At 65.4% G+C, this 22,696-nt stretch carries 24 protein-coding genes; 16 read left to right on the forward strand and 8 right to left on the reverse strand.

What is annotated here, in order from left to right; translation table 11 throughout:
• Window positions 1–107 precede the first annotated feature (107 nt).
• Window positions 108–2,339: a CDC48 family AAA ATPase gene (locus ACERIM_RS15725; protein WP_006179730.1), complete on the forward strand. Its 2,232-nt coding sequence runs from the start codon at window positions 108–110 to the stop codon at window positions 2,337–2,339.
• A gap of 59 nt (window positions 2,340–2,398) precedes the next feature.
• Here ACERIM_RS15725 and ACERIM_RS15730 read toward each other — a convergent pair whose 3' ends face one another.
• Complete coding sequence (locus ACERIM_RS15730; protein ID WP_373633407.1) at window positions 2,399–3,463, reverse strand: ATP-binding protein; 1,065 nt, start codon at window positions 3,461–3,463, stop codon at window positions 2,399–2,401.
• Window positions 3,464–3,537: 74 nt separating this feature from the next.
• On the opposite strand from ACERIM_RS15730, the gene ACERIM_RS15735 reads away from it, so the two are divergent.
• From ACERIM_RS15735 to ACERIM_RS15745, 3 genes are read left to right on the forward strand one after another with little or no spacing between them, the layout of a single operon-like run.
• Window positions 3,538–4,053, forward strand: a complete 516-nt coding sequence (locus tag ACERIM_RS15735) for a hypothetical protein (RefSeq protein ID WP_006649351.1) — start codon at window positions 3,538–3,540, stop codon at window positions 4,051–4,053.
• A 19-nt stretch (window positions 4,054–4,072) separates the two neighbouring features.
• The gene (locus ACERIM_RS15740; protein ID WP_373633408.1) at window positions 4,073–5,320 is read left to right on the forward strand and encodes a hypothetical protein; all 1,248 of its coding nucleotides are present in this window, start codon (window positions 4,073–4,075) and stop codon (window positions 5,318–5,320) included.
• Window positions 5,317–6,462: a hypothetical protein gene (locus ACERIM_RS15745; RefSeq protein WP_373633409.1), complete on the forward strand. Its 1,146-nt coding sequence runs from the start codon at window positions 5,317–5,319 to the stop codon at window positions 6,460–6,462. Before ACERIM_RS15740 ends, ACERIM_RS15745 begins: the two co-directional genes overlap by 4 nt.
• 63 nt (window positions 6,463–6,525) lie before the next feature.
• On the opposite strand, the gene ACERIM_RS15750 is transcribed toward ACERIM_RS15745, so the two are convergent.
• Together ACERIM_RS15750 and ACERIM_RS15755 are read right to left on the reverse strand one after the other, a co-directional pair.
• A complete protein-coding gene (locus ACERIM_RS15750) occupies window positions 6,526–8,760 on the reverse strand; it encodes an AAA family ATPase (protein ID WP_373633410.1) in 2,235 nt (744 codons plus the stop codon).
• Between the two features lie 52 nt (window positions 8,761–8,812).
• Window positions 8,813–9,448, reverse strand: a complete 636-nt coding sequence (locus tag ACERIM_RS15755; RefSeq protein WP_006179724.1) for a helix-turn-helix domain-containing protein — start codon at window positions 9,446–9,448, stop codon at window positions 8,813–8,815.
• Between the two features lie 86 nt (window positions 9,449–9,534).
• On the opposite strand from ACERIM_RS15755, the gene ACERIM_RS15760 reads away from it, so the two are divergent.
• Together ACERIM_RS15760 and ACERIM_RS15765 are read left to right on the forward strand one after the other, a co-directional pair.
• A complete protein-coding gene (locus tag ACERIM_RS15760; RefSeq protein WP_049905653.1) occupies window positions 9,535–10,434 on the forward strand; it encodes a ribonucleotide-diphosphate reductase subunit beta in 900 nt (299 codons plus the stop codon).
• A 76-nt stretch (window positions 10,435–10,510) separates the two neighbouring features.
• Complete coding sequence (locus ACERIM_RS15765; RefSeq protein ID WP_049966271.1) at window positions 10,511–10,645, forward strand: hypothetical protein; 135 nt, start codon at window positions 10,511–10,513, stop codon at window positions 10,643–10,645.
• Window position 10,646: 1 nt separating this feature from the next.
• On the opposite strand, the gene ACERIM_RS15770 is transcribed toward ACERIM_RS15765, so the two are convergent.
• A complete protein-coding gene (locus ACERIM_RS15770; RefSeq protein WP_006649357.1) occupies window positions 10,647–10,892 on the reverse strand; it encodes a hypothetical protein in 246 nt (81 codons plus the stop codon).
• Window positions 10,892–11,323, reverse strand: coding sequence for a DUF5796 family protein (locus ACERIM_RS15775; RefSeq protein ID WP_006179720.1), 432 nt, complete (start codon window positions 11,321–11,323; stop codon window positions 10,892–10,894). The genes ACERIM_RS15770 and ACERIM_RS15775 overlap by 1 nt, the downstream gene beginning before the upstream one ends.
• A gap of 175 nt (window positions 11,324–11,498) precedes the next feature.
• Between ACERIM_RS15775 and ACERIM_RS15780 the strand changes: the two genes are divergently transcribed.
• The 3 genes from ACERIM_RS15780 to ACERIM_RS15790 all read left to right on the forward strand — a co-directional run bounded on the left by ACERIM_RS15780 (window position 11,499) and on the right by ACERIM_RS15790 (window position 15,592).
• Complete coding sequence (locus ACERIM_RS15780; RefSeq protein WP_006649358.1) at window positions 11,499–12,371, forward strand: shikimate kinase; 873 nt, start codon at window positions 11,499–11,501, stop codon at window positions 12,369–12,371.
• Window positions 12,368–12,694, forward strand: coding sequence for a chorismate mutase (locus tag ACERIM_RS15785; RefSeq protein ID WP_006649359.1), 327 nt, complete (start codon window positions 12,368–12,370; stop codon window positions 12,692–12,694). The genes ACERIM_RS15780 and ACERIM_RS15785 overlap by 4 nt, the downstream gene beginning before the upstream one ends.
• A 522-nt stretch (window positions 12,695–13,216) precedes the next feature.
• Window positions 13,217–15,592 (forward strand): BGTF surface domain-containing protein, encoded by a 2,376-nt coding sequence (locus ACERIM_RS15790; RefSeq protein WP_373633411.1) that lies wholly within the window; start codon window positions 13,217–13,219, stop codon window positions 15,590–15,592.
• Window positions 15,593–16,055: 463 nt separating this feature from the next.
• Here the strand turns inward: ACERIM_RS15790 and ACERIM_RS15795 are convergent, their stop codons facing one another.
• Complete coding sequence (locus ACERIM_RS15795; protein WP_373633412.1) at window positions 16,056–17,432, reverse strand: FAD-dependent oxidoreductase; 1,377 nt, start codon at window positions 17,430–17,432, stop codon at window positions 16,056–16,058.
• Window positions 17,433–17,704: 272 nt separating this feature from the next.
• Here ACERIM_RS15795 and ACERIM_RS15800 point away from each other — a divergent pair, with 272 nt between their 5' ends.
• The 4 genes from ACERIM_RS15800 (at window position 17,705) to ACERIM_RS15815 (ending at window position 19,963) form a co-directional block, all read left to right on the forward strand.
• Window positions 17,705–17,992, forward strand: a complete 288-nt coding sequence (locus ACERIM_RS15800; RefSeq protein ID WP_006649362.1) for a DUF357 domain-containing protein — start codon at window positions 17,705–17,707, stop codon at window positions 17,990–17,992.
• 214 nt (window positions 17,993–18,206) lie between these two features.
• Window positions 18,207–19,184: a transcription initiation factor IIB family protein gene (locus ACERIM_RS15805; RefSeq protein WP_006649363.1), complete on the forward strand. Its 978-nt coding sequence runs from the start codon at window positions 18,207–18,209 to the stop codon at window positions 19,182–19,184.
• Between the two features lie 101 nt (window positions 19,185–19,285).
• Window positions 19,286–19,465: a hypothetical protein gene (locus ACERIM_RS15810; protein WP_006179698.1), complete on the forward strand. Its 180-nt coding sequence runs from the start codon at window positions 19,286–19,288 to the stop codon at window positions 19,463–19,465.
• Between the two features lie 258 nt (window positions 19,466–19,723).
• The gene (locus tag ACERIM_RS15815; protein WP_006179697.1) at window positions 19,724–19,963 is read left to right on the forward strand and encodes a UPF0058 family protein; all 240 of its coding nucleotides are present in this window, start codon (window positions 19,724–19,726) and stop codon (window positions 19,961–19,963) included.
• A gap of 129 nt (window positions 19,964–20,092) precedes the next feature.
• On the opposite strand, the gene ACERIM_RS15820 is transcribed toward ACERIM_RS15815, so the two are convergent.
• Window positions 20,093–20,572, reverse strand: coding sequence for a DUF555 domain-containing protein (locus tag ACERIM_RS15820; RefSeq protein ID WP_006649364.1), 480 nt, complete (start codon window positions 20,570–20,572; stop codon window positions 20,093–20,095).
• 128 nt (window positions 20,573–20,700) lie between these two features.
• On the opposite strand from ACERIM_RS15820, the gene ACERIM_RS15825 reads away from it, so the two are divergent.
• The 3 genes from ACERIM_RS15825 (at window position 20,701) to ACERIM_RS15835 (ending at window position 22,358) form a co-directional block, all read left to right on the forward strand.
• Window positions 20,701–21,582, forward strand: a complete 882-nt coding sequence (locus ACERIM_RS15825) for a DNA-3-methyladenine glycosylase (protein ID WP_373633413.1) — start codon at window positions 20,701–20,703, stop codon at window positions 21,580–21,582.
• A gap of 89 nt (window positions 21,583–21,671) precedes the next feature.
• The gene (locus ACERIM_RS15830) at window positions 21,672–21,989 is read left to right on the forward strand and encodes a DUF3784 domain-containing protein (RefSeq protein WP_373633414.1); all 318 of its coding nucleotides are present in this window, start codon (window positions 21,672–21,674) and stop codon (window positions 21,987–21,989) included.
• Between the two features lie 90 nt (window positions 21,990–22,079).
• Window positions 22,080–22,358 carry an acylphosphatase gene (locus ACERIM_RS15835; RefSeq protein WP_049966902.1) on the forward strand — a complete coding sequence of 93 codons (279 nt, stop codon included), beginning with the start codon at window positions 22,080–22,082 and terminating at the stop codon, window positions 22,356–22,358.
• Window positions 22,359–22,419: 61 nt separating this feature from the next.
• Here the strand turns inward: ACERIM_RS15835 and ACERIM_RS15840 are convergent, their stop codons facing one another.
• On the reverse strand, window positions 22,420–22,578 hold the full coding sequence (locus ACERIM_RS15840) for a hypothetical protein (RefSeq protein ID WP_015298822.1): 159 nt from the start codon (window positions 22,576–22,578) through the stop codon (window positions 22,420–22,422).
• Window positions 22,579–22,696 lie beyond the last annotated feature (118 nt).

Raw genomic sequence — 22,696 nt, forward strand, 5'->3', positions numbered from 1 at the left:
GCCCGTCCGACGTGAGTATGGTAGCTACTAGCACAGGAAATGACTCACCCTAGCAAAAAACCTATCCGCGCACGAATCGGAGTCAATCACATCGCCGTCCCCAAATCATGAACGAAGTCCAACTGGAGGTTGCGAAGGCGTACCCGAACGATTCGGGTCGTGGTATCGCCCGACTCGACCCGGACACGCTGTTGCATCTGAAGCTGAGTCCGGGCGACATCATCGAGATCGAGGGTGCAGACACCACTGCCGCGAAGGTCTGGCGTGCCGACCGGCAGGACTGGAACACCGACACTGTCCGAATCGACGGCTTCACGCGCCAGAACGCCGACGTCGGTATCGGCGAGCGGGTGACGATCCGCAAGGCCGAGGCGACGAAAGCCGACAAGCTCGTCCTCGCGCCGCCGGAGGAGGCGTCGGTCCAGTTCGGCTCCGACGCCGCCGGCATGGTGAAACGCCAGATCTTAAAGCGGCCGGTCGTCGGTCGCGACATCGTCCCGGTGATGTCCTCGACGAACCATCCGTTCATGCGGTCGCCGGGCCAGGCGATCCCGCTGATCGCCGTCGAAACCGAGCCCGAGGGGGTGGTCCTCATCACCGAGGACACCGATGTCGAACTCCGCGAGGAGCCGATCTCGGGGTTCGAGAAGACCGGTGGCGGGATCACCTACGAGGACATCGGTGGCCTCCAAAACGAGATCCAGCGGGTCAGGGAGATGGTCGAACTCCCGATGAAACACCCGCAGATCTTCAAGAAACTCGGCATCGAGCCGCCACAGGGGGTTCTCCTGCACGGCCCGCCGGGCACCGGGAAGACCCTCCTGGCCAAAGCGGTCGCCAACGAGACCTCCGCCAGTTTCTTCTCTATCGCCGGGCCGGAGATCATCTCGAAGTACTACGGCGAGTCCGAACAGCAACTCAGGGAGATCTTCGAGGACGCGACCGAGGAGTCTCCCTCGATCATCTTCATCGACGAACTCGACTCCATCGCTCCCAAACGGGAAGACGTCACCGGCGAGGTCGAGCGCCGCGTCGTCGCCCAGCTGCTGACGATGATGGACGGCCTCGAGTCCCGGGGCCAAGTCATCGTCATCGCGGCGACTAACCGCGTCGACAGCGTCGACCCCGCGCTCCGACGGCCGGGCCGGTTCGACCGCGAGATCGAGATCGGCGTCCCCGACGAGACGGGCCGCGAGGAGATCCTGCAGATTCACACCCGCGGGATGCCCCTCTCGGACGACGTCAGCCTCGGTCACCTGGCCGACGAGACCCACGGTTTCGTCGGGGCCGACATCGAGAGCCTGACCAAAGAGGCGGCGATGAAGGCACTGCGCCGGTACCTCCCCGAGATCGATCTCGACGAGGAGGACATCCCGCCGAGCCTGATCGACCGGATGATCGTCAAACGGGAGGACTTCCGCGGCGCCTTGAACGAGGTCGAACCCTCGGCGATGCGGGAAGTCCTCGTGGAGCTGCCGAAGATCTCCTGGGACGACGTCGGCGGCCTCCACGACGCCAAGGACCAGGTCCAGGAATCGGTCGAGTGGCCGCTCTCGAACCCCGAGCGGTTCGATCGGCTCGGCGTCGACCCGCCTGCCGGCGTCTTGCTGTACGGCCCGCCCGGCACCGGGAAGACGCTGATGGCGAAAGCCGTCGCCAACGAGACCAACGCCAACTTCATCTCGGTGCGTGGCCCGCAGCTGCTCTCGAAGTGGGTCGGTGAATCGGAGAAAGCCATCCGCCAGACCTTCCGCAAGGCCCGGCAGGTCTCGCCGACGGTCATCTTCTTCGACGAACTCGACGCGCTCGCGCCCGGACGGGGCGGTGAGACCGGCTCGAACGTCTCCGAGCGAGTCGTCAACCAGCTGCTGACCGAACTCGACGGGCTCGAGGACATGGGCGACGTGATGGTCATCGGCGCGACCAACCGCCCGGACATGATCGACCCCGCACTGCTGCGCTCGGGCCGCTTCGACCGGCTAGTCATGATCGGCCAGCCCGACGTCGACGGCCGCGAACGCATCCTCGAGATCCACACCCAGGACACGCCGCTGGCGGCCGACGTCACCCTGCGCGAGATCGCCGAGATCACGGACGGCTACGTCGGCAGCGACCTCGAGTCGATCGCCCGCGAGGCGGCCATCGAGGCGCTGCGCGAGGACGAGGAGGCAGACGTCGTCGAGATGCGACACTTCCGGCAGGCCATGGAGAACGTCCGGCCGACGATCACCGACGACATTCTCGACTACTACGAGCGGATCGAAGAGGAGTTCCGCGGCGGTGGCGGCGGCGGTCCCGATCCGACGGGGCGTCGCGGCAGCCGGATCGGCTTCCAGTAACGCGCTCGCCGCTCTTTTCGCCGTTACGTGGCGATTTATTAGTTTCGCGACGATCACCGTCACCGCTCGGGGACGACCACGTCGCTCGCGGCCGGGCTCTCGCCGCCGTGTGGCGTGTCTCGCTCCCGCACCCGCCCCGCGTGGACCGTCTCCGTGGCGTCGTCGATGACGAGGACCTCGCCGGGGGCCTCCGGTAGTCGGTCGGCGTCGGCCAGCGAGCCGCCGACGTAGGTCGGCTGGGCGGCCTCGAGCGCCGCCAGATCGTCCCCGGCCGTAAGCCGGTGCGAGACGAGGATATCGGACTGTGAGATCCCGACGTCGGGGAGCGCGCTCGGACGCTGTGTCGCGGCCACGAGGCTGACGCCGGGCGCGCGGCCGCGGGTCAGGATCGTCTCGAGGGCGGGTGCGGCCACGCCGTCGAAGAAGGTGTGGGCCTCGTCGAGCAAGAGCCAGGGGAGCCGGTCGACCGCGGCGTCGACGCGGGCGCGGTACAGCGCTTCAGCGACCCCGCGACAGACGGCGTTCATCGGGGCGGCCGAGAGGCCGGAGACGTCGACGACCGTTATTTCGGGACCGGCAAGCGCTCGAGCGCCGAGCCCGTCGGCGTCGAAGACGTCCCACGAGTCGGCCAGCCGCAGGTGGTTCGTCGCGGCGCGTCGTGCGGCGCGTGCCGCGTCGGCCGATTCGACGTGCGTTCGCATGCCGTCGATCGTAGGTTCGGCCTGTGCGGCCCGCCAGAGGAGGCTTCCGGCGGCGCTTTCCGGCGAGAGACCGAGCAGCGTACACCACGACCTGGGGTCGAGCGACGCCGGCGCGACCGTCGGCTCCGCGACGACCGTCGCCGGAACCGGTTCGCCGTCCGCCGACGACGCGAGCGTCTCGAACGCCCCCATCGGATCGATGAGGACCGGCGCGAGGCCGCTCGCACGCGCGAGTCCCTCCGCGATCACGCCCATCGTATGTGACTTACCGTAGCCGCGCTTGCCGACGAGCGCGATCGCGTGGGGAGAGTCCAGATCGAGCGCGAGCGGGGCGCCGTCGCTGCCGTCGAGCGCCCGATAGACACCGAGCCGACAGCTGGGGCCGTCCTCGCGGTCGGCATCGCGACCGAGTACGAAGCTCACGGCCCCGACTCCCGCGGCTTCGTATTTGAACCCGCGTCCCACCGTTTACAACGGAAGCCGCGGCCAGCACGCCCATGAGTTCGAACCGGACTGAGTCCGATTCGAGGGACGGACCGCATCGATCACTGTCGTCGTTCGCTCGCGACGACCGCGCGATCGAGGGGCTGCCGATCCGGCTAGTCATCGCGCTGGTCGTCGGGGTCGCGGCGCTCGCGATCATGCTGAACATGCTCGGCGGGATCGGTAGCGTCGGCGATACGGAAGTGACCGTGAAGATCGCCGACGACGATCAGGTGATCGAGGCGGACGCGACCGGAAGCGACGCGAAGGTAGACGTCTACGCGATCGACGAGAACGGGAACAACGTCTCGGACGCAACCATCGTCGCGACCGCCGACTCGGCGCAACTCGACGGCGTCCTCGACAAACCGACCGGCGACGACAATCACGCACAGCTCGATTTCAGCGGTGACCAGAGCCTGCGGGCCGATCAGGACATGGGGGCGATCCAGCTCGAGGTGATCCCGCCGTCGGACAGCAACTATATCGACGAGCAACCGAACCCGACCATCCGGGTCGTTTCCCGATGATCGCCGGCCGCTACCACCGATGATCGAAATTACGACGGAACTCGTCGTCGGTATCGCGTTCGGCTTCGTCGTCGGCGTCGGTCCCGCGATCGTCGTCGGTGCCCTCGCCGTCGTAACTGACTGCCGGGATCGCGAACTCCCGCTCCCGGCCGCCGTCGGTATCGGCGTCTTCCTCGCCGGGTGCAACGGGTATTTCGTCGGCCTCCTCGAGGGAGGGGTCAGTCGAGCGCAGGTCCCCCGATTCGGGGCCGCGGCGCTCGTCGTCGCCCTCCTTTCGGCGTCCGCGGCGAGTCAGGGCAAGCGCATCGCCGCGGAACTCCCGATCGGGGCCGATCGGCCGACTATCCGGAAGCGGTCGCTGTCGGCCGCAGCCATCGACGCAGTCGATGCCATGGGACAGGTGCGGATCCGGACGACCGGCGGTGTTCGCGATATCGACGGCTACCCGCCGCTGTCACCGGACGTACGGACGGCGATCGAAGCCGACGCGTGGCGACTGCCCGCGGACCTTCCGCTTTCGGCCCTCGAGGCCCGGCTTTCGACGCGGCTCCGAACCGAGTACGACCTGACGGCCGTGTCGGTATCGATCGACGGCCGCGGCCGGGCGACCGTCGCCGCTGCACCGCCGACCGACGGCGTCGCGGCTGCGGTTCCGGACGGCTGGCGTGCGGTTTCGGTTTCCGCCCCCTTCCCGCCCGGATTGGTGCCCGGGACGACCGTCGAGGTCGTCACTCGAGACGCGTCGACGACGGGAACCGTCCTGTCTGTCGACGGGTGTGCCCGCCCGGGGCGAGAGACGGGAGCCGACGATTCGACTGATGAGGACGAGACCGTTACCGTCGCCGTTCCCGCACCCGACGCCACGCCGCTCCTGGCCGCAGATCACGTTCGCATCGCCGTTCCCGCGACCGGTCACGACCCCGAGCGGGAGGCGCTGGCCCGCCTCGAGCGAGCGGACTACGCGGTCCGGCACGTCTCCGGGGGGACGATCGCATCGGCGCTCGAGGCGAGCAAGGGCGAGACTGACGATTCGATCCATCCCGTTGCGGCGAGTTCACCGGTCGATGTCGATGCGACCGAGACGACGGGAGCAAAGCCCGTTGCCGACCGGAACCGGTGGCAGCTCGATCCGGATCCGGAGACACTCGACGACCGGGAATCGGTGTTCGTTTCGGGGGAGAAAGTCACCCTCCAGCGTTACATCGACGACGATCGCGACTTGCGTCCACCGCCGCCCGTCGAGGCGGCGACGGGGGTGTCGCCATGAGCATCCTCGCTCAGGCGGTCGTCACCGAGTGGACCGAAACGGCGATGCGAACCGTCGTCGGGTTCGCGCTCCTGTCGGGGCTCGTCGCGACGGTCGTCGCGTTCGGCTACCGCGTCGCGAGCGCTCGAGCGCTCCCCGTTGGCGTGGGGCTGTTCGCGGGGCTCGGCGTCGTCGTCGGCTGGCTGAACGCAGTCGGGCTCGGTCGGTCGACGATACTCGATGGGACGCCACTCGTTCACTACGCCACCGCCGCGTACTTCCTCGGGGCGATCGCCGCGAGCGCCCTCAGCGCCGAGGGCGGCCGGCGGGTTGGTGATCGGATCGCCCGCGATGTCTTCGACATCGAGCGACTTGGCGCGACCGGCGAGATCGCCGCACTCGTTCGGTCGGCGCGGCTCCCGTCGGTCGTCCGGCTGCCCGACCGGATCGACGACGCGGCGGGCTACCCATCCGTCGAGCCGTCGATCAAACGCGATCTCGCCGGCAGCACGGTCCTGTTACCGCAGGTCGATACCCACTCGGCGCTTCGAACCCGACTCTCGAGCCGGCTCGAGCGCGATTACGATCTCGGCCACGTCTCGATCACGGTCGGGGCCGACGGGGCGATCGACCGGCTCGCGGTCGGGGGAACCCGGTCGGGGATCGCAGCGACCATCCCGCCGGGAACCGTCGCGGTGTCGATCCGCGGCGAGCCGGCGCCCGCCGTCGGCGCGGGCGACCCCGTCGAGGTCTGGACGACCGCCGACGGCTCGAGTCGCCTCGTCGCGACCGGGCGGCTGTGGGCTACCGACGGCGACGCCGCGACCGTCGCCGTCGACGCCGACGCTGCCGACCGACTCGCTACCGAGCCTGACACCCGGTATCGACTCGCGGCTCGGTCTGACCCCCCTGACGACGGTTTCCGGCTACTCGCCGCGCTCCGTGCGGCCGATGGGACGGTCAGGTCGGTCACCGTCGACGACGGCGGGTCGCTCGAGAACGTCTTCGTCGGGTGGGTTCCGGGGACCGTCCTCGCCGTGGTCCGCGACGGCGAGGTCCGTCCGTTCCCGGCGGACAACCTGACCCTCCGGGCCGGCGACGACCTCTCCGTCCTCGGTACCGTCGACGAACTGCGTTCGGTGGCCCCGGACGGACGATCGTGACGACACTGGCCGAGCCGCCGACGCCGACGGGCCGGCCTCGGATCGCCGGCCCGTGACGCGACGCTAGGGCCGGTCGGTCGCGTCCCGCGCGGCCTCGAGGTGGCGGCGCTCGATTCGGACCTCCGAAGCCTTCTCGTTTGCCGTTTCCGGCCCGTACTCGCTCGCGACGTCGCGGATCGCTCGCATCGAGGCGTCCCTGACCAGCGCCTCGAGGTCGGCACCGGTGTACCCCTCGAGTTCGACCGCCAGGTCGTCGATGTCGACGTCGTCGGCGAGCGGCTTGCCCTCGGCGTGGACCGCGAGGATCTTTTTCCGAGCCTCGAGGTCCGGTTCGCCGACGAAGACGTGGGTATCGAGCCGGCCGGGTCGAAGCAGTGCCGGGTCGATCTGGTCTTTGCGGTTCGTTGCGGCCAGCACCACGAGGTTGGGGTTCTCCCGCATTCCATCGAGTTCGGTCAGCAGCTGTGAGACGACGCGTTCGGTGACCTCGTGGCCCTCGCCGCGGGCGGCGGTGATCGCGTCGATCTCGTCGAAGAAGACGATCGAGGGTGCCGACTGGCGAGCGCGCTCGAAGACCTCGCGGATCGCCTTCTCGCTCTCGCCGACGTAGCGGTCGACGATCTCGGGCCCGTCGACGCGGACGAAGTTGACGTCGGTCTCGCCCGCGAGCGCCCGGGCGAGCAACGTCTTGCCGGTGCCGGGCGGCCCGTACAGCAAGACGCCCGACGGCGGGTTCGTATTGGTCTCCTCGAAGAGTCGGTCGTAGGTCAGCGGCCACTCGACCGACTCCCGGAGTGTCTGTTTCGCCGCCTCAAGGCCGCCCACGTCGTCGAAGTCGGTGGTCGGCGACTCGGCGACGTACTCGCGCATCGCGGAGGGCTCGACCGACGCGAGCGCGGCGTCGAAGTGGGCCTTTCGCACCGTCGGGTTCCGGTTCCAGTCCTGTTTCTCGTCGGTATCGGTCGGCCGGTCGCGGATGGCCGCCATCGCGGCCTCGCTCGAGACGGCGTCCAGGTCTGCCCCAACGAAGCCGTGGGTCCGTCGCGCGATCGCGTCGACGTCGACGTCGTCCGCGAGTGGCATCCCGCGGGTATGGACCTCGAGGATCTCCCGGCGGCCCTCCTCGTCGGGGACGCCGATCTGAATCTCGCGGTCGAAGCGACCGCCGCGCCGGAGTGCGGGATCGATCGTATCGACGCGGTTGGTCGCGCCGATGACGATGACCTCGCCGCGGGCGTCGAGACCGTCCATCAGCGTCAGCAGTTGGCCGACGATCCGGTTTTCGGCGTCACCCTCGCCGTCTCGAGCGCCCGCAATAGAATCGATTTCGTCGAAGAAAATTATCGTCGGTGCGTTCGCCTCGGCGGTTTCGAACACCTCTCGGAGCCGTTCCTCGCTCTCGCCTTTGTACTTCGACATGATCTCCGGCCCCGAGATCGTCTCGAAATTGGCATCGACCTCGTTGGCAACTGCCCGTGCGATCAGAGTCTTCCCGGTGCCCGGCGGGCCGTACAGCAAAACGCCCGACGGCGGCTCGACGCCGAGACGACGGAACAGCTCCGGTTCCGACAGCGGGAGTTCGATCATCTCCCGGACCTGCTCGAGTTCCTCGTCCAAGCCGCCGATGTCCTCGTAGGTGACGCCCGAACTCGGCCCGGGTTCGTCGCGGTCGGTCGCGCCGTCGGACGGGAGGGACGCGCCCCCCTCGCTGCGGGTATCCGAACCGCCGCTGGCAGCGGTACCGGAGCCGGCGTCGCTCGAGCCGACAGCACCCGATCCCGCGCCGGCGTCGACGATCCGGACCGTCGTCTCGTCGGTGATCCGCACGTCGCCGTTCGGATCGGTGTCGGTCACCCTGAACGGTTGCTGGTCGATCCCTTCGATCCGGATCTGTTCCCCGGCACGGACCGGCCGGTTCCGGAGTCGCTTCGTCGCATCGGTTTCGGCGGCCCGCTGCTGGCGGTCGGAAAGTCCCGGCGGCGCGACGAGGGTCACGCGGTCGGCGTCGGTGATCGTCGACTTGTCCTTGGCCCGGACGGCGACCGTATCGCCGACGTGGACGCCCGCGTTCGCGCGCGTATCGCCGTCGATCTGGATCGCCGTCTCCGGGACGGACGCGTCGGCCGGCCACATCTTGGCGACCGTCGTTGCCGTGCCCTCGATCACGACGGTATCGCCGCTGAGAACACCGAGCTGTCGCCGCGCCTGCTCGGGGATGCGCGCGACGCCCCGGCCGGCGTCGCCTTTCTCCGCGGCGCGAACCGACAGCGTCACGCCGTCCGCTTCCGACGAACTCATACCCGTTCCTTTCGCGCCGGTGGCCTTGAGAATTGTCCCCTCGGAAGCGCCCTCACAGTGCGTTCTCGAGCAATCGATCGATCCCGCGACGGAGCCGCTCGGAGGCAGACGGTGCCGAGATACCCAGTCGATCGCCGACCTCCTCGGTGGAGGCCGCCCGCGGGACGGCGAAGTATCCCGCATCGCGGGCTTCGACGAGGGCCTCGTACTGCTCGCGAGTGAGCCCGAACGGCGGCTCGTCGCTCGCCGACTCACGGGTGAGTCGCTCGAGTTTGAAGTCACTGCCCCGCTCGGTACAGAACGCCCGGTATTCGGCGAGTGCCTCCCGGTCGGGGAATCGGGCGCGTGCCCACCAGCCGTCGACGGTCACGATCCCGCCCAGCGGCGTCGTCCCGAGTTCGACGTACTTTCGGTAGATCGGCAGCGGCGGGTTCCGGAGTCTGATCCGGTACATCGCATCCTCGTCCCCGCCTGCGTCGATCGTCTCGGCCATTTCGACCGTCGGATCGTCCGCAAGCGCCGCCGAAAACCGCTCCTCGTCGCCGATGACCCGACAGAGGACGACCGGCCGATCGGGGTCGACGACGAGGATTCGGTCGATATAGAGCGTCACGTCCGGAACGGCCGCAACGGCGTCCGTCAGCGGCATATCCGGCGAGTTATGCTGGAACTCCGCGATGAGACCCATACGTCGCGTTCGGCCCGATAGCACTTAAACACCCTAATACATGAGATACAGCCTCATCGGGAACCGACGCATATGTTCGGGCACGCATGAGCGCTGACGAGCCGGCAATGCAACTCGATACGGGAATTCGCTCGCACAACTACTACCGAAACGCGGTCGAGAAACACTGGGACCCCCACGAGGTCGATCTCGAGGCAGACCGCGAGGGAGCGGCCGAACTCTCCGAGCCGGCCTTCGAGGGGCTCAAGCAGTCGCTCGCGTTGTTCGGCGCTGGCGAAGAATCGGTGACCGAGGACCTCGCGCCGCTGGCCGTCGTCCTCGAGGACATCAACGACCAGATGTTCCTCACGACCCAGCTCTACGAGGAGTCGAAACACACGGACTTCTTCGACCGCTACTGGCGGGAAGTCATCCACGCCGAGGAGAAGCGCCGCGGGCAGGAGCTATCGTCGCCGACCGACGAGAAGTGGTACAACGAGCCGTACGACGAACTGTTCGAGCGCAACGAGCGGGCGATGGCGCGGCTGCTCGAGGACGATACTCCCGAAAACCGTGCGCGTGCACACTGTCACTACCATCTGACGATCGAAGGAATCCTCGCCCAGACCGGCTACTACGGCCTCACGCTTGCCTACGGCGAAAACGAGCCCGAACTTCCCGACCTACCGGGGCTGGTCGAGGGGCTCAAACTGGTCCGCAGCGACGAGGGTCGTCACGTCGGCTTCGGGATGGCCAAACTCAAGTCGCTCGTGGGCGACGGCGAGGTCGAGCCGGACCTCCTTCGGGAGACGGTCGACGAACTGGTGCCACTCGTTCAGGAGAGTCTGGCCGGTGACGGCGGTGCAAGCTCCGAGAGCGGCCCCGGCCCGAGCCCGTCCGAACTGGCCGATTACGCCTACACGAAACACGAACAGCGCATGCAACAGATCACCTCCGCCAGCGAGAAGATTCCCGACGTCGAGGAACTGACCGAACTCGAGAACTGACCATAGCGTCGCGGGTCAGTTCCCGGGCGATGGAACCGGAGCAACGCCTTTTGTCGTTCGCGTTCCAACGACTACCATGGTCGTCCAGACCGAACGCGACGACGCCACCTGGTACGAGTGCGAGACCTGCGGGATGCTCTTCGACGAACAGGCGGACGCCGCCGACCACGAGAAACACTGCGACGACAGCGATCCGTCCTACATCCAGTAGGTCACTCGAGTCGGTCGCGATGCTCGGCGGCGAGTTCCGCGGCCCGCTCGAGCGTGTGGGCTTCGGTCCAGCGGACGCGGTCACCGTCCCCGTAGGCCAGCGCGCTCTTGAGTTCGTCCCGGAGGACGCCGTGGTCGACCGCCAGTACTGTGCCCGACCCGTCGCCGAGTTCGTAGACGCCGGGACGGTCAGGTGCGGCCGCGACCGCGTCCCGGTCGAGGTCGCGCCAGGACTTCTGCAGCGGCATCAGTCGGCCTCCTCGACGAGTTCGTAGGCGTGTTCGCTCATCTCGTCCTCGGCGAAGACGAACACCCGCCCGTCGACGACCGAGGGGTCCGCCTCGACACGGATCGAGTAGGCCTCCGTGGCGACGGTTACGCCGGGGAACAGCTCTTCTTCGTCGTTGCGATCGAGCATCACGCGGCCGACGCCGGTCGACTCGAGGATGTCGTCGTGGGTGTTGCGATCGTTGACGTAGGTCATGACGCCCTCGACGCCGTCGGGATCGGTCACGAGGACGTGGACCTCCTTGCCGGGCGGGGTCGTCACGGCATCCTCGACCGGTTCCGGCGGGCCATGGTAGAAGACCTCCCGACCGTCGTGGTACTCGACGACGACGCCGCCGTCGACGAGATCGACGCCGATCGTGCTGGGGGCGACGTTGTTGCGCGCGCTCATAGGGGCTCGTTCGGTCGGATCGGGGAAAAGGAGTGCGTTCCGTTGCCCGCGTCGGTCCGGCCAAGACGTTCGCCCTCGAGGTGTCGGTACCCGCTCGAGAACCACCCCGCTCCCGCCTGGGTCGCGTAACCACGAGACCGTCAGCCGTAAGTACACGCTTTGAGAGTGTTCGAGTATGGACGGCCGTGCTGTCGCACCCGCAGCCGGGACGGTACTCAACGCACTCGCGACCGGCACCGGATCGGCGTTCGCGATCGACCTCGAGACGACGGCCAGCGTCGAACTCACCCACGACGGCGACGTCGTCGGCGAGGTCGCCGGCCGGCCCGAGGCCGATACGACGCTCGTCGAACGCTGCGTCGAACTGACGGTCGCCGAGTACGCGGCCGCCGCGGGCCTGGACGAGTCCACCGTCGGCGCCCGCGTAACGACCGAAAGCGACGTGCCGATGGCCTCCGGCCTGAAGAGTTCCAGCGCCGCCGCGAACGCGACGGTCCTCGCGACGCTCGACGCGCTCGAGGTCGCCGACGCGGTCGAACGGATCGAGGCCTGCCGGCTCGGCGTCCGGGCCGCCCGCGACGCCGGCGTCACCGTAACCGGTGCCTTCGACGACGCCAGCGCCAGCATGCTCGGCGGCGTGACGGTGACCGACAACACGGCCGACGCCCTGCTCGCCCGCGAGGAGATCGACTGGCACGCGCTCGTGTACACCCCGCCCGAACAGTCCTACAGCGCCGACGCCGACGTCTCGGCCTGCGAGCGCATCGCGCCGATGGCCCGACTCGTCGAAGAACTCGCACTCGACGGCCGCTACGGCGAGGCCATGACTGTCAACGGCTTCGCGTTCGCCGCGGCCCTCGAGTTCCCGACCGGACCGATGCTCGACGCCCTCCCCGACGCCGCCGGCGTCTCCTTGTCCGGCACCGGTCCGAGCTACGTCGCCGTCGGGGAACGGGACGCGCTCGAGGCCGTACAGGAACGCTGGACCGACCGGGACGGACGGACGCGGCTACTGAAAACGCGAACCGACGGTACGCAACGACTATGACTCGAGAGCCAACCGACGACCCGACCGACGACGATGAGAACCGCACGCCCGACGAGATGAGCCTCGACGAACTCCGGGAGGAGATCCGCTCGATCGATCAGGAGATCGTCGAGCTGATCGCCCAGCGGACCTACGTCGCGGACACGATCGCGGCGGTCAAAGACGAACAGGACCTGCCGACGACCGACGAGTCACAGGAACAGCAGGTCATGGACCGAGCGGGGGACAACGCCGAACAGTTCGACGTCGATGCGAACCTCGTCAAGGCGATCTTTCGGTTGTTGATCGAACTGAACAAGGTCGAGCAACGCGAAAGCCGATAGTTTTCGTCGTCCCTTCGTCCCGCGAACGTCCTGACGAGACGTATCCGGGTCATCGGTCACCGGATCGACGACTCGATAGAGGGGCCGTCGGCCCACTCCGATGTTGGGGTCGTCGTCAGGGCTCGGCTCGGTCGCTCGAGGGGGACTGTCGCGATCGAACCGCCACGTCGCTTCGGACCCGGGCGACGTTGTCTCGAGATCATGAGGCCGGTATTACTATTTTACTAAGTTCTCATCGCTCGCGATAGCGGTAAATAATCTACTATCGGCACTTTCGCAGATAGTGTAGATATCACGGCCACCGCGCCGCTGACCCGCCTCCCTACTGCGGTAATATCGTATTTTCACCTGTCGGCCCAGCTATGTGTGAGACAGAAAGCTTATTACGGAGTTACGTAAAGAATCGGTTACCCCTACCCGGTGTGAGCCTACCCATCAGCCCGGCAGTGCGGTACTGGGGTCGGCTCGCGCTCCAGGTGAATCGCGCGCTAACTAACGCAACATGATAATAATACACAACACATGACAAGCGAAACGACCTATCGCGAAAAGGGACGTGCAGTAGTCCTGGCCGCGCTTATGGTCCTTTCTGTTGTCGCCATGTCCGCAGCGTTCGCGGGCGGCGCAGCAGCAGTCAACAGCAGTAATACGGAAACGATCAACGACGGAGATCGTTTCTGGCAAGGTGAACAGCTCTACGTTTCCGGCATTGACAGCAATAACTGGGATTCGAGTACAGAGGATGAGGTTGCTCTGATCGACGATGAGGGAACTCTCGTCCGGGAGATCCCCCTCAAGTCGACTGATGATGACTCGACACCGTACATCAATCTGGACACCAGTGAACTCTCCGGGGAATACAGCCTCGAAGCTGCCACTACTGGGACTCCCAGCAGTGTGAACTTCACTGTTAACGACCAGAACCTTCAGGCGGACTTCAGTGCTAACGAGACCTCGCTTAACACCGAGGAAGACCTGACGCTCACGTCCGCTCGTAACGGTTACGACGTGAACGTGACTGCGGAGGGAATCAGCGGCAGTAACCTCGCACACGCGCTCGGCGTTAAGGGCAATGCCGATGTCACTGTCACTGACGATGTCGTCACCATCGAAACGGTCGAGAGCAGCCAGGAGTGGACCGTTGCGTTCGATGAAGGCAACTTCTCCACCGGTGAACAGACGTTCACGTTCACCGCGAACGACACTGGTGCCGAAACCAGCACGTCGATCGAGCTGACCTCGGCTGCTGACACGACCGCGAACTTCGACGCGAACACCTACGAGCAGGAAGTCGGTGACGTCGCTCAGTTCACGCTCGAGCCGTCCCAGACGGACGAGATGTACGTTAACGTCACTGAGGAGAACGAGAACTACCACGCAGTTCTCCGCGTCCACAGTTACGATGACGCCGACGAAGTGACGGTCAACTTCAACACGTACACGGCTAGCACAGACGTCGCTGGTTCATTCTCCGCCGCAGACAAAGGAGAAGTTGAACTGGTTAACAGTACGAACAACATTGGCGGCGACAATCGGCTCCTGCCGTCTGATTTCGAGATGGAGGCATACGTCGCTAACTCGTCCGAAGGCGAGGCCGACGCGACGGACGCTGCAATCCTCATCCTCAACGAGCGATCGACCGACGATCTGACGACGTGGACTGCACCCGCCACCCACAACGTCGACAGCGACATCGATACCATCCTCGAGGATGCAACCCAGAGCGACACGGTCGCTAACGGCGACCTCCTCGTGACGGAAGTCGAGGCCTCTGGTGTCTACGGGTACATGACCAACGACGCCGGCGAACTGGTCGGCGAAGGTCTGAACATCAACTACACGGACACGAACGACCCACGCTACAGCTCGCCTGACCAGTTCGGTGTCAACGACCTCGGTAACGACGCCCAGATCGTTGAAGACGCTGAAAACGATACGTTCTACGTCGTCGCTGACATCGGCGCTCACGACAAAGTCGACAATGACGAAACGTGGAACGTCTCGTTCTCCGTGAACGAATCGAACGGCTACATCCAGAACGCGGACGACGAGGAACTCGTCTCTCAGGAAGTCGATGTTGAGGAGCGTTCCATCGACTTCGCCAGTGAACTCGACGACGAGGACCGCCTCGAAATCGAGAACAGCGAAAACTCCGAGATCACGGCCGAAACGAACGTCGCACCCGGTACGGAAGTCACCTACCGTATCCGCTTCCCGACTGAGGTCACCTCCGGCGAAGCTGTCGTCGGTGAGGACGGTACGGCGACCGCATCCTGGGACTTCAGTGACAAGGAAGCCGGTCAGGAAATCGACAACATCCGCGTGACTGAAACCGGTGCTGATGCAGAGACCTCGGCTTCGGGTATCATCGTTCAGGGCGAGAGTTCCGCCCCTGATTCCTTCGAGTACGACGTCTCCACGAGTCCGTCCGAGCCCGTCGTGGGTGACGACGTGACCGGTACGATCACCGTCGAGAACCCGGCCGAAGACACCATGTCTGAGGACGTCACCTTCACCTTCGACGGTGAGGAACTCGCTAACGACACCGTCGAACTCGAGGGCGGCGCCTCTGCCACGATCGTCGACGGCGCAACCCTGCTCGAGAACGCCTCCGCTGGCGACTACGAGTGGGAACTGACCGCTGACGGCGAAGTCGTTGCCGACGGTACGCTGACCGTCGAAGACCCCGACAAGGGCGACGGCTCCGACGGTGACGACGGCTCCGACGGTGACGACGGCTCCGACGGTGACGACGGATCCGACGGTGACGACGGATCCGACGGTGACGACGGCGAAGATGGCGACGACTCCGATGACGGAACGCCCGGCTTCGGTGTCGGCGTCGCTCTCGTCGCACTCCTCGGCGCTGCCATGCTGGCGCTGCGCCGTCAGAACTAAGCTGTAGAACCACCGGATCACTCCGGTTTCAATTTCCGCGGTTTTCTTTTATCGGACGCTACACCGACCAGCGACGGGTGTCGCGGGATCGAGTCGGACGACGTCCAGTCAGTACTGACCCGACCGACGGCATCGACCGCTCGACCTCGAGGCAGAGCCACACGTTGGTATCGCGGCGAAAGTGAGCCGCTCGTCCGACGCCACGTCCGGGCTCGAGGTACCATGCCGATCGTGTCGCTACTGTTCTGGAGCAGTTGCGTCGCGCTCACGACAGTGCAGGTCATCGCGGACCGATGGCAGAAACGACAGGGCAAACGGAGGACGCGATGACGAACGGCCGATGGGCAGTACATTCGAGGCGCGCCGACGGAGTCCGATCACTGCTCGGCGTGGGATCGAACACGTCGGCAAAAGAGTGTCGGAAGAGCGACCGGATGATCGTCACCGGGACCGACGCGACGGTTCAGTCGTCCGCGGCAGCGGGTTCGGCTTCCTCGGCCGTCGACTCGGCGCGCTCGAGGTCCTCCAGGTACTCGTCGGCGTCCAGAGCGGCCTTCGAGCCCATGCCGGCCGCGGTGACGGCCTGCTGGTAGTGGTAGTCGACGACGTCGCCGGCCCCGAAGATTCCGGGGACGTCGGTTTCGGTCTGGTCGCCGCCGTCGCCACCCTTCGTTTTCAGGTAGCCGTCGGCGTCGGTTTCGACGCCGGTGTTCTCGAGGTAGTCGGTGTTGGGGGTGTGGCCGATCGCGAAGAAGACTGCACCGACGTCGAAGTCGAACTCCTCGGTCTCGGGGTCGTCGAGGCGGTCGGTGGGGTGGCCCTGCTCGTTCTCGACGAGGGTGACGTGGTCGACGCCGTCCTCTTGGGAGCCGTGGATCTCGATCAGTTCGGTGTTTTTCATGATCTCGATCTCGCCCTCCTCGACTTTCTCCTGGACGCGATCGACCCAGTAGTCCTCCGCGCGGAACTCCTCGCGGCGGTGGGCGATGTAGACGGTGTCAGCGAACTTCGTGAGGAAGGTGGCTTCCTCCATGGCGGCGTCGCCGCCACCGACGACGAGCATGTCCTCGCCGCGGAAAAACGCGCCGTCACAGGTCGCACACGTCGAGAGACCGTAGCCCATGAGTTCGTCCTCGCCGGGGATGTCGAGCGTACGGGCGCTGGCACCCGAGGCGGCGATGACGGCGTCGGCGGTGTAGACGTCGCCGTCTTTCATCTCGACGCGGAAGGGACGACTCGAGTCATCACCAGAACGCGACGCGTTCTGGTTTGCAGTCGAGCTTTGCTCGACGCGCTCGACGGACTCGATGATACCGTTTTTCAGGTCGGCCCCGAACTGTTTGGCCTGCTCTTTCATGTTGTTGACCAGTTCCGGGCCGCCGATGCCGTCGGGGAAGCCGGGGTAGTTGGCGACGTCGGTAGTCAGGGTGAGCTGACCGCCGGGTTCGTCGCCTTCGATGACCAGTGGCTCGTTGTTCGAGCGGCCGGCGTAGATGGCGGCGGTGAGGCCGGCGATGCCGGTGCCGGCGATGATGAGTTTGCGGTGTTCGACGATCTCATCGTCGTCGTCCTCGGCGATGCCCAGCTTTTCGTCGAGTTCGCCGGTCTCGTTCAGCGCGGAGGTGTCATCCCAGCCACCGATGAGTTCGTCGTCGATGAACACCTCGGGAGCGGTCTGGCGGCCGTCCGCTCGCTCGACCATCTCCTCGAAGAGTTCGTCGTCGTCGGTGACGTTGTACGTCTCGTACTCGATGCCTTTGCTGTCGAAGAGATCTTTGGCCTTCTCGCAATACGGACAATCAGTCTTCGTATAAATCTCGACGCGTGGCTGGTCGCTCATGTGTCACGGTTGGGGTAGAGCGCCTAAACCGCTTGCGTTCTCAGCAATCACTCCCCCGTACTGTGACGCGGGCACCGTCGTCGAGGCCGTCACGAACGCCGCCCTACCGGCCCGTCGCGGTCGGTTCGAACTGCGAGCAGCGTCGCACGTCTCGCTGCAGCGGCGATCGCTCGACGCACACGCTGAGACCGCACCGGACGGTTCGACCGCACTCTGCCGACGGCCCATCGACCAGCCGATGCACTTACGGACGCAAGCGATGACGGTCGGATATGGCCGCCGATCTCGAGGAGAAGACGAACCGGTACGGAGAGTTGCTCGCGGAGGCGCTCGAGGAGGCGACGATCGCACCGCCTGAGGGGACACCGATGGCCGAGGCGGCCGCCGACTGCTACGAGATGGCGGCGTCGTATCTGGACGACGGCAACCATTTTCGGGAGCGGGACGACCTCGTCAACGCCCTGGCGTCGTTTTCGTACGGACACGCGTGGCTGGACGCGGGTGCCCGGGTCGGACTGTTCGACGTCCCGAGGGAGGGGCATCTCTTCACCGTCGAGTAGCGACTCGGGTCGTCCGACGGCACTCGGTCCAAGGTGGGGGATCCCACACGATTAATCACTATGTAACCGGAACCTATATAATAGAAAATACGGTCAGTTTATAAAGTAGGCGAAAGGTTTATATGCGTTTCGGCCTTACCCTATGTTAGCCGAGGCGACCGGGTTTCTTCTGGTTACCCCACCCGGGAGCCCCGAGTAACCCACCCGATACACCATGACAGATACGAGCATCCGAACCTATACGAACGAGCGAGAGGCGGAGACCGAGGACGAGACCGCGGTATCCGACGAGCAGGAACACTGCCCCGAGTGTGGCGGCCGACTGGTCTCGGACGACGAACACGCCGAGACGGTCTGTACGGACTGTGGCCTCGTGGTCGAGGAAGACGAGATCGACCGCGGCCCCGAATGGCGTGCGTTCGACGCCGCTGAGAAAGACGAGAAGTCCCGCGTCGGCGCGCCGACGACCAACATGATGCACGACCAGGGGCTCTCGACCAACATCGGCTGGCAGGACAAGGACGCCTACGGCCGCTCGCTCTCGAGCCGCCAGCGCCAGAAGATGCAGCGCCTGCGCACCTGGAACGAACGGTTCCGTACCCGCGACTCCAAGGAGCGCAACCTCAAGCAGGCGCTGGGCGAGATCGACCGGATGGCGAGCGCGCTCGGTCTCCCCGAGAACGTCCGCGAGACTGCAAGCGTCATCTATCGACGCGCCCTCGAGGAGGACCTGCTGCCGGGCCGCTCGATCGAAGGCGTCGCCACGGCGTCGCTGTACGCCGCCGCCCGACAGGCCGGTACGCCCCGCAGTCTCGACGAGATCTCGGCGGTCAGCCGCGTCGAGAAGATGGAACTGACCCGCACGTACCGCTACATCATTCGGGAACTCGGCCTCGAGGTCAAGCCGGCCGACCCCGAACACTACGTGCCGCGGTTCGTCAGCGACCTCGACCTCTCGGACGAAACCGAGCGCATGGCGCGTGAACTGCTCGAGTCCGCGCGACAGGAGGGCGTCCACAGCGGCAAGTCCCCGGTCGGCCTCGCGGCCGCCTCGGTCTATGCCGCCGCCCTCTTGACCAACGAGAAGGTCACCCAGAACGAGGTTAGCGACGTCGCCAGTATCTCCGAGGTCACCATCCGCAACCGCTACAAGGAGCTGCTCGAGGCCTCCGATACGGCCGCACCTGCGTAAGCTTCCGACCGTCATCTGTCAGGTCGGCTCGGAGCGGGTGGTATTCTCGACCGTCCGAAACTGCGGCAACGTTTTTCTATCCCCCAGTGAAAGGGAGTCACATGGATACGACGACCGTCCAGTTACTGTGTCCCGAATGTACCAAAGACTGGCAGGTCTCCCCGGACGAACTCCCCGCAGCTGCGGAGATGTTCCACTGCCCGAACTGCCATGCCTCCCACCGGACCGCCGAGTTCATGCGGACGGATCGTGACCTCCAGACGCTGAAACAGCTCGGCTAGCAGTACGGTTTCTCCCGCCGTCGTTCTCCGAGTAGTCACCGTTTAACTCTCCGGAGCCAGCATTTCGGAACGTGGGGAGAAACAATCTATTACGGCGAGAAATAAACCTCTACCTCGATCCCGGCTTGTGATTACGCCGTTGTAGGTGATCCGTTCGAACCGTACCGGACGATGACAGGCCGTTCGATCGCCACGAGGCGCGTGTTAACGCAACTCAAGATAATAATATAACCCTGCAGTGGGTAGGACTGGATGGTTATGAAGAAGCAGGAGCTCATTCACCTTCACGGCCTTCTCGCGGAGGTATCGAACCAGTGCGCCGAGTGGGACAACTGTCAGATCGATCTCGAGAAATACGAAGCGAAAGGGATCCGACCGACATCCATCCACAAATCGAAGACCGACCACAAGGCCGCTGTTTTTGCACTCGCCGGGGGAATCACGAAGAACATGCGTGAGGAAGGGGAGCAGGAAGCAGTCGCCGCTACTGCCGACTGAGTCACTCGTCGCATCCTCCGATCGTCACAACCGCTTCGGAGTCTCATCTCTCTCGGTTCGACGTTCTCCGACAACCGACTCGAGACGGACAACTATCGGACTATTCGCCGTCCGTGACCCCGAAAACGACTACTCGACGAGATCCTCGAACTCGGGGAGGATTTCCTCGTCGTCACTCTCGTCCTCGTCGACGTCGGTCGGCGACTCGACGGCTTCGTCGTCGGCCGACTCGGTTCCGGCCGATTCGTCGTCCGTTTCGTCCTCGGCGTCTTCGTCTTCGATGATCTCGATTTGCGTGACCTCGAGCGGGATGTTCTCGAGGCGTTGGCCGATCTCCTTGCGCGCGATTCGGGAGGCGTGTTCCTCGCGCTCGACGTTGAAGACGGTCATCTCCAGTTCGAGCGCGACGAGTGCCTCATCGGCCGCGATGAACGCGGGGGGCAGTTCCTCTCCGGACGGAGAGGTACGCTCGCCCATGTTGATCTCGACGTAGTTCAGGTCAGGGTTCAACATCTCGCCCGTCTTCGAGATGGCGATACGGATCGCCTCGTCCGGTGTTTCGACGTCGAATACCGGCACGGCAGCTTCGACGACAACCCTGCAATTCATACCTAGACAATGTGTGGCCTACAGTAAGAAGGTTCGCCCGACCGAGGAGCGGCGGAAACACGTTGTTGCTCCGGGTCAGCCCGGTCGGTTCGAAAGGCAAAAGCCTGCCCCCGCGAAGGCCCCAACGAATGGCGACGGGCACGATCGAACTCGCGGAACTCGCCGGTGGACTCGATCTGTATCGGACGCTCGAGAGCGGACAGAGCTACCTCTGGCGACGCGAGGACGGCGAGATGTATCACGGGGACCCCGCCCCCGGCGCGTGGTACTCGACGGTCGTCGACGGCGACGTGATCCGTGTTCGGTCTCGCGACGATCGCCTCGAGTGGGAATCGACGACCGACGCCGAGCCGACCGTCCGTCGACTTCTGTGTCTGGACGACGACCTCGAGGCGATCGTCGCGGCCGGACCGGACGATCCCCTGCTCCGGGAGGCCTACGAGGCCCACCGCGGACTGCGTCTGGTTCAGGATCCGCCCTTCGGCTGTCTGATCGCGTTCATCTGCTCGGCACAGATGCGGGTGAGTCGGATCCACGGGATGGTCAGGGCGCTGGCTCGGGAGTACGGCAGTCCGATCGCCTTCGACGGCGAGACCTACCACGCGTTCCCGACGCCCGAGAAGCTGGCGGCCGCGACCGAGGACGAACTCCGCGATCTCGGATTAGGGTATCGCGCCCCCTACGTCGTCCGGACCGCCGAGATGGTCGCCGACGGCGAGGCACATCCGGCCGCGGCACGGGACCTCGAGTACGAGGCTGCCCGGGAGTATCTGACGCAGTTCGTCGGTGTCGGTGAGAAGGTCGCCGACTGCGTTTTGTTGTTCTCGCTGGGCTTCGACGAGGCCGTCCCGCTCGATACGTGGATCAGATCGGCGATCGAGGAGTACTACCCCGACTGCGATCGCGGGTCTTACGCTGACACTTCTCGAGCGATCCGGGAACGACTCGGCGGGGAGTACGCGGGGTACGCCCAGACCTATATCTTCCATCACCTGCGAACCGGTGAATAACGGGGCGTCCCACTGACCCGGCGAGTACTGGCTTGGTCCACGCGACTAACGCACCAAATGTTTTGTGAGATGAGTGTCAATTGTTCGGTATGGCCACCGACTCGGTCATCGGTCTCCTCGTGACTGCAGGGTTCATCGGAGCGTTCGGTGTCCTCATCAAGTACTTCGGTGTGGTCGAGCTGATCGCGGGCTACGATCCGGAGCGGGTGACCGACGAGGAAGGGCTGGCGGACTTCATCGGCACCAATACGCTGTACGTGGCGTCGCTCGTTCTCCTCGTCGCCGCCGTCGAATACACCGATTCGTTCGGCGGATCGGACGCGGTCTGGATCGCGTTCGCCGTCGGCGTCGTCGTACTTGCCGTCCGGATGATCGTCGGCGCTCGCCGCTACGAAGAGCCGCGGTAAACGCAGGCAGGCCGTTCGCCACATCGTCATCGCGTCACTCGCCGGCCGAACGGCCGCGGATTTTTGCCCGTCGCGCTCGAGGGCACGAACATGACCGACCGAACTCGCGCACACGTTTTCGTCTCCGGAACGGTACAGGGCGTCTACTACCGAGCGAACACCCGTGACACGGCCCGGGAGAACGGCGTCGACGGCTGGGTGAAAAACCTCGAGGACGGTCGCGTCGAGGCGGTCTTCGAGGGCCCCGATGACGCCGTCGAAGCGATGGTCGAGTGGTGTCACACGGGGAGCCCCGCCGCCGAGGTCGACGACGTCACGGTCGAATACGAGGAGCCTCGAGACGAGGACGGGTTCGAGATCCGGTACTGAATCGTCGCTCGGAACGTTCGGTCGAGCGGTACCCCGTTTTCGCGGCCACCTCGGTGCCGATTCAGCGACGCAGCGTCCGGATAGCGACCGCGACGTACTCGATGAACGACACGGTCGGCGTTCCGGGCAGATGGATGTCGGGGTCCGGTTGTGCGAGCGGGGGGTCGTGAAATTCGTCGTCGGCGCTGTCGATCGGCTCGGTTGCTTCGAGCGTGTTCATGTGTTCGATACGGGTCGGGAGTACTTATGCGTTCAGAGTTATCGGGACGAAATTAAGTCGAATAATCGTTATCGAGTCCGGGTCCCGCGGGCCGCGAGGGCACGTATCACGGACCGCT

Source organism: Natrinema sp. H-ect1, assembly GCF_041821105.1.
Classification (GTDB): Archaea; Halobacteriota; Halobacteria; order Halobacteriales; family Natrialbaceae; genus Natrinema; species Natrinema thermotolerans.

Bases quoted from the DNA above. Each gene is read 5' to 3' on its own strand.
- ACERIM_RS15780 (WP_006649358.1), top strand. From the start codon at position 11,499: ATGGACGGCCGTGCTGTCGCACCCGCAGCCGGGACGGTACTCAACGCA.
- ACERIM_RS15760 (WP_049905653.1), top strand. From the start codon at position 9,535: ATGAGCGCTGACGAGCCGGCAATGCAACTCGATACGGGAATTCGCTCG.
- ACERIM_RS15755 (WP_006179724.1), bottom strand. From the start codon at position 9,448: ATGGGTCTCATCGCGGAGTTCCAGCATAACTCGCCGGATATGCCGCTG.
- ACERIM_RS15740 (WP_373633408.1), top strand. From the start codon at position 4,073: ATGATCGAAATTACGACGGAACTCGTCGTCGGTATCGCGTTCGGCTTC.
- ACERIM_RS15830 (WP_373633414.1), top strand. From the start codon at position 21,672: ATGGCCACCGACTCGGTCATCGGTCTCCTCGTGACTGCAGGGTTCATC.
- ACERIM_RS15805 (WP_006649363.1), top strand. From the start codon at position 18,207: ATGACAGATACGAGCATCCGAACCTATACGAACGAGCGAGAGGCGGAG.
- ACERIM_RS15835 (WP_049966902.1), top strand. From the start codon at position 22,080: ATGACCGACCGAACTCGCGCACACGTTTTCGTCTCCGGAACGGTACAG.
- ACERIM_RS15840 (WP_015298822.1), bottom strand. From the start codon at position 22,578: ATGAACACGCTCGAAGCAACCGAGCCGATCGACAGCGCCGACGACGAA.
- ACERIM_RS15750 (WP_373633410.1), bottom strand. From the start codon at position 8,760: ATGAGTTCGTCGGAAGCGGACGGCGTGACGCTGTCGGTTCGCGCCGCG.
- ACERIM_RS15745 (WP_373633409.1), top strand. From the start codon at position 5,317: ATGAGCATCCTCGCTCAGGCGGTCGTCACCGAGTGGACCGAAACGGCG.
- ACERIM_RS15735 (WP_006649351.1), top strand. From the start codon at position 3,538: ATGAGTTCGAACCGGACTGAGTCCGATTCGAGGGACGGACCGCATCGA.
- ACERIM_RS15765 (WP_049966271.1), top strand. From the start codon at position 10,511: ATGGTCGTCCAGACCGAACGCGACGACGCCACCTGGTACGAGTGCGAG.
- ACERIM_RS15725 (WP_006179730.1), top strand. From the start codon at position 108: ATGAACGAAGTCCAACTGGAGGTTGCGAAGGCGTACCCGAACGATTCG.
- ACERIM_RS15815 (WP_006179697.1), top strand. From the start codon at position 19,724: ATGAAGAAGCAGGAGCTCATTCACCTTCACGGCCTTCTCGCGGAGGTA.
- ACERIM_RS15820 (WP_006649364.1), bottom strand. From the start codon at position 20,572: ATGAATTGCAGGGTTGTCGTCGAAGCTGCCGTGCCGGTATTCGACGTC.
- ACERIM_RS15775 (WP_006179720.1), bottom strand. From the start codon at position 11,323: ATGAGCGCGCGCAACAACGTCGCCCCCAGCACGATCGGCGTCGATCTC.
- ACERIM_RS15785 (WP_006649359.1), top strand. From the start codon at position 12,368: ATGACTCGAGAGCCAACCGACGACCCGACCGACGACGATGAGAACCGC.
- ACERIM_RS15825 (WP_373633413.1), top strand. From the start codon at position 20,701: ATGGCGACGGGCACGATCGAACTCGCGGAACTCGCCGGTGGACTCGAT.
- ACERIM_RS15770 (WP_006649357.1), bottom strand. From the start codon at position 10,892: ATGCCGCTGCAGAAGTCCTGGCGCGACCTCGACCGGGACGCGGTCGCG.
- ACERIM_RS15790 (WP_373633411.1), top strand. From the start codon at position 13,217: ATGACAAGCGAAACGACCTATCGCGAAAAGGGACGTGCAGTAGTCCTG.
- ACERIM_RS15795 (WP_373633412.1), bottom strand. From the start codon at position 17,432: ATGAGCGACCAGCCACGCGTCGAGATTTATACGAAGACTGATTGTCCG.
- ACERIM_RS15810 (WP_006179698.1), top strand. From the start codon at position 19,286: ATGGATACGACGACCGTCCAGTTACTGTGTCCCGAATGTACCAAAGAC.
- ACERIM_RS15800 (WP_006649362.1), top strand. From the start codon at position 17,705: ATGGCCGCCGATCTCGAGGAGAAGACGAACCGGTACGGAGAGTTGCTC.